This is a genomic window from Staphylococcus devriesei, assembly GCF_002902625.1.
GTDB lineage: Bacteria > Bacillota > Bacilli > Staphylococcales > Staphylococcaceae > Staphylococcus > Staphylococcus devriesei.
The window spans coordinates 1-3,385 of the sequence record NZ_PPRG01000071.1; the positions used below are offsets into that span (position 1 = coordinate 1).

The following is a 3,385-nucleotide window of genomic DNA, read 5'->3' on the forward strand; positions in this document are numbered from 1 at the left end:
GCAATTGATTAAATTATCAAAACTATATGTAGAAAAGAATAAATCTATTATAGTTAAAACACCTATGAAACGTAGTTCAGAACATTGGAAGGAAATTGCTTATGGTGTTGCTGACGGTGAAAGAAACAACGCATTGACAAGTTTACTAGGTCATTTATTTAATCATCATGTAGACGAAAACATAATTTATTCTTTTGCATTGTTATGGAACCAATCATGTAAACCACCTATGAAAGAAAGAATTGTTAATTCTACTTTTAAATCTGTTATGAAAATGCATTATAACAGTTGAGAGGAGGGGGGGTATATGATTGATATTAAGCCTAGTAATGACATTATTTTAGAAATAAAATCTTTTCAAGAGAGAGAAAGCATTGAGAACAGATTAACAAATATCGGTATTGAGCAAAGAAATCATTTAGTAGAAGAATGGAAAAATAACGGTAGTAAAGGAAAAAAGCCTAATTTCATCTCTCCTTATAATTGTGCTTGTATATTAATGAAATTTATAAACTTTATATTATTTGATGATGAGGAAAATACTAAACTAGCTATGTATCAAGAAAATAAAGGGATATATACACAAAATATTTCAATTATTAAGCGTATTATTTCTTATCTTGAACCATGTCTTAATAGTAATAAAGCTGATGATGTTATATATCACATTAGAAATAAAGCGAAAATAAAAAAATTAACTAATACGCCTAATTTAATACCAGTCAATAATGGCATATTTAATAAAAAAAATAAAAAGTTAGAGCCATTTACTCCAGAATATGTATTTACCTCGAAGATTTGTACTAACTATGTAGAAAATGCCGAATTACATTCAATTGATAATTGGAACTTTGATAGTTGGTTAGATGAGATTGCTTGTCATGATGTAGAAGTATATACACTCTTATGGCAAGTAATAAACGATTGTTTAAATGGTAACTACACACGTAAAAAAGCTATTTTTTTAGTTGGTGAAGGTAATAATGGTAAAGGTACTTTTCAAACATTACTTTCTAATTTAATAGGTTTTGATAATGTAGCAAGTTTAAAAGCAAATGAATTTGATCATGAATTTAAATTGAGTATATTGGAAGGTAAAACACTCGTTATCGGGGATGATGTACCAGTTGGAATTAATATTGAAGATAGTTCTAATTTTAATAGTGTGGTAACTGGGGACGCTGTGCTTGTTAACCCTAAAAAGAAACAGCCATATAGAGCAATATACAGATGTACAGTAATTCAATCTACAAACGGAATGCCACATTTTAAAAACAAAACAAGTGGTACTAATAGAAGGTTATTAATAGTTCCATTTAATGCTAATTTTAATGGTGATATAGAACGTACTGAAATAAAAGATAACTACTTAAAAAATAAAAAAGTTCTTGAATATGTATTACACAAAGCTATTAATTTAGATTTTAAAAATTTCTTAATACCTAAGGTGTCTAAAGAAATGCTAGAGCAATTTAAACAGGATAATGATCCCGTATTAGATTTTAAAATAGTGGAGTTTGAAAATTGGAAAATTGATAAAGTTCCAGTTTCGATAGTTTATCAGAAATATAAATTATTTTGTGATAAAAGTGGTTACAAACCATTATCAGAAAGAAAATTCTTTAAAGTGTTTGAACGTTATTTATCTAAGAATTGGAGAAAGAAATCAGTTAGATATTATTCTGTGAAAGAATTACAGAATAAAATAGGTTATTTTGAACCTACTTTATTACCACATGGAGAATTAAAGCAGTCATATATTAATGAAAATTTTAAAGTAGTTTAGAATGTTATGTTAATGAAAATGTAAACGAAATTAAAACCGCTTCAATTATTCATTAACACCCTTAAAGTGTTGATATTAAAGTACTTGAAGCGGTTTTTACATAAATTAGTGTTAATGAAAAAGTAAAATCATTAACACCTTGAAACCCTTGATATAGAAGGCTTTAAAGACAAAAATGTTAATGAAATTAATGATTAAAAAAACTTACAATATAAAAATGAGTAACTAAAAAATATATAGTAGTTTGAATTTTTGTTAACTCATTATCACTTTTCAAGTTAAATCGTTGTTATTAAAAGGATAGAAGGTGTTAATGAACTGTTAACGAAAAGTATATTCATTAACACCAATACGATTGAAACGTTGATTTAAAGGGCTTTGAAGGTGGTTAAAGAAATGATAATAAAAAGAGATTTCATTAACAGTAGTTGAGTTAAATCGTTGATACTAAAAGGAATAGAGATGTTAATGAACTGTTAATATGGTGAAAATTTAAATAGTTAAGTGAGTTGATAACATGAACTATAAAAAGACAGCATATTATATTATTAAAAATTCACCAATACCTATTAATTTAATTAATATCAAATATATTAATAGCCAGATTGGAAGGTGCCTAAAAAGTCGTAAAGATTTTGAAAAAAGTAAAAATGTATATTTATCAATTTATGAGAGAATAAGAAAAGCGATTAAAGATATATCGCAATTCTTTAGACATAATGTTTCAATAATGATGAATACACATCATTATAATAGTTTAATAAAAGAATTATCTCAATTAGGTTTAAGAATTCTAGCTATTGATTTACCTAAATTATTTAAAGTTGTTAATGTAGCAGTGAATGTTTATGCTCACGATGTCTTTATAGGCGATTTTAAACATGGTATCTATGCAAAATATAGAGCAGTAAAATATAATCAAAAGAAAAATGCTGGTAATGGTATATACCAAATATCTTTACAGTGTGTTTTTGATATAAAAATAGTATCATCATTATTAAGAGTATTAATGATTAATTAAATTATAATTGGTAATAAATAAAAACAATTAAGATAAAACTCTCTAATCAATATAAAGAGAAATAAATTATTAGAGGTGTAGCTAAGTGAATAGAGAAATATCTATTAATAACGCTTTATGGACAATTGCTATTGGTTTGTTAATTTATATTTTGAAAGAAATCGTAAGGTATTTTAGTGAAACATTTATTCATAGAGAGAAATATAAATCTGAAATGATGTATCCTATACTTGTTGAAATTAATAAAAGGTTTAATCTTGTATTTCAGTCTTTTATAGATACGTATAGAGAAGTAAATTCATATAAAGATTTTGATTTAAAAGTCAGTAATATATTAGAAGGAAATGATAAAGAATTATATAAGACAAGTGAACAGCAAAGAGTATATTTTAATTTAGAGCAGAAATTAACAGATTTAAAAGATCGTTTGGAAGATTTAATAGCTTATTTAACATTCATAAAATGTACTTTTCTGATGAGTTATTTTTAAAAGAAATTGAATTTTATAATACAGTTTATGTTGATAATATTAATTATTTAAAAAGCGTGCAAAAATCAATTTCAACAGATTATAATAC

General features: G+C 25.3%; 3 protein-coding genes and 1 pseudogene. All 4 read left to right on the forward strand.

What is annotated here, in order from left to right; translation table 11 throughout:
• Positions 1-292: primase alpha helix C-terminal domain-containing protein (locus tag CD147_RS10345; protein ID WP_206185154.1), on the forward strand; the 292-nt coding region annotated here is incomplete at its 5' end.
• Between the two features lie 66 nt (positions 293-358).
• Positions 359-1,786 (forward strand): annotated as a pseudogene (locus tag CD147_RS10350) (DNA primase family protein); the annotation flags it as partial.
• 517 nt (positions 1,787-2,303) lie between these two features.
• Positions 2,304-2,807 (forward strand): hypothetical protein, encoded by a 504-nt coding sequence (locus CD147_RS12130; protein ID WP_167409732.1) that lies wholly within the window; start codon positions 2,304-2,306, stop codon positions 2,805-2,807.
• Positions 2,808-2,892: 85 nt separating this feature from the next.
• Positions 2,893-3,297, forward strand: coding sequence for a hypothetical protein (locus CD147_RS10360; RefSeq protein ID WP_103167354.1), 405 nt, complete (start codon positions 2,893-2,895; stop codon positions 3,295-3,297).
• Positions 3,298-3,385 lie beyond the last annotated feature (88 nt).

Bases quoted from the DNA above. Each gene is read 5' to 3' on its own strand.
- CD147_RS12130 (WP_167409732.1), top strand. From the start codon at position 2,304: ATGAACTATAAAAAGACAGCATATTATATTATTAAAAATTCACCAATA.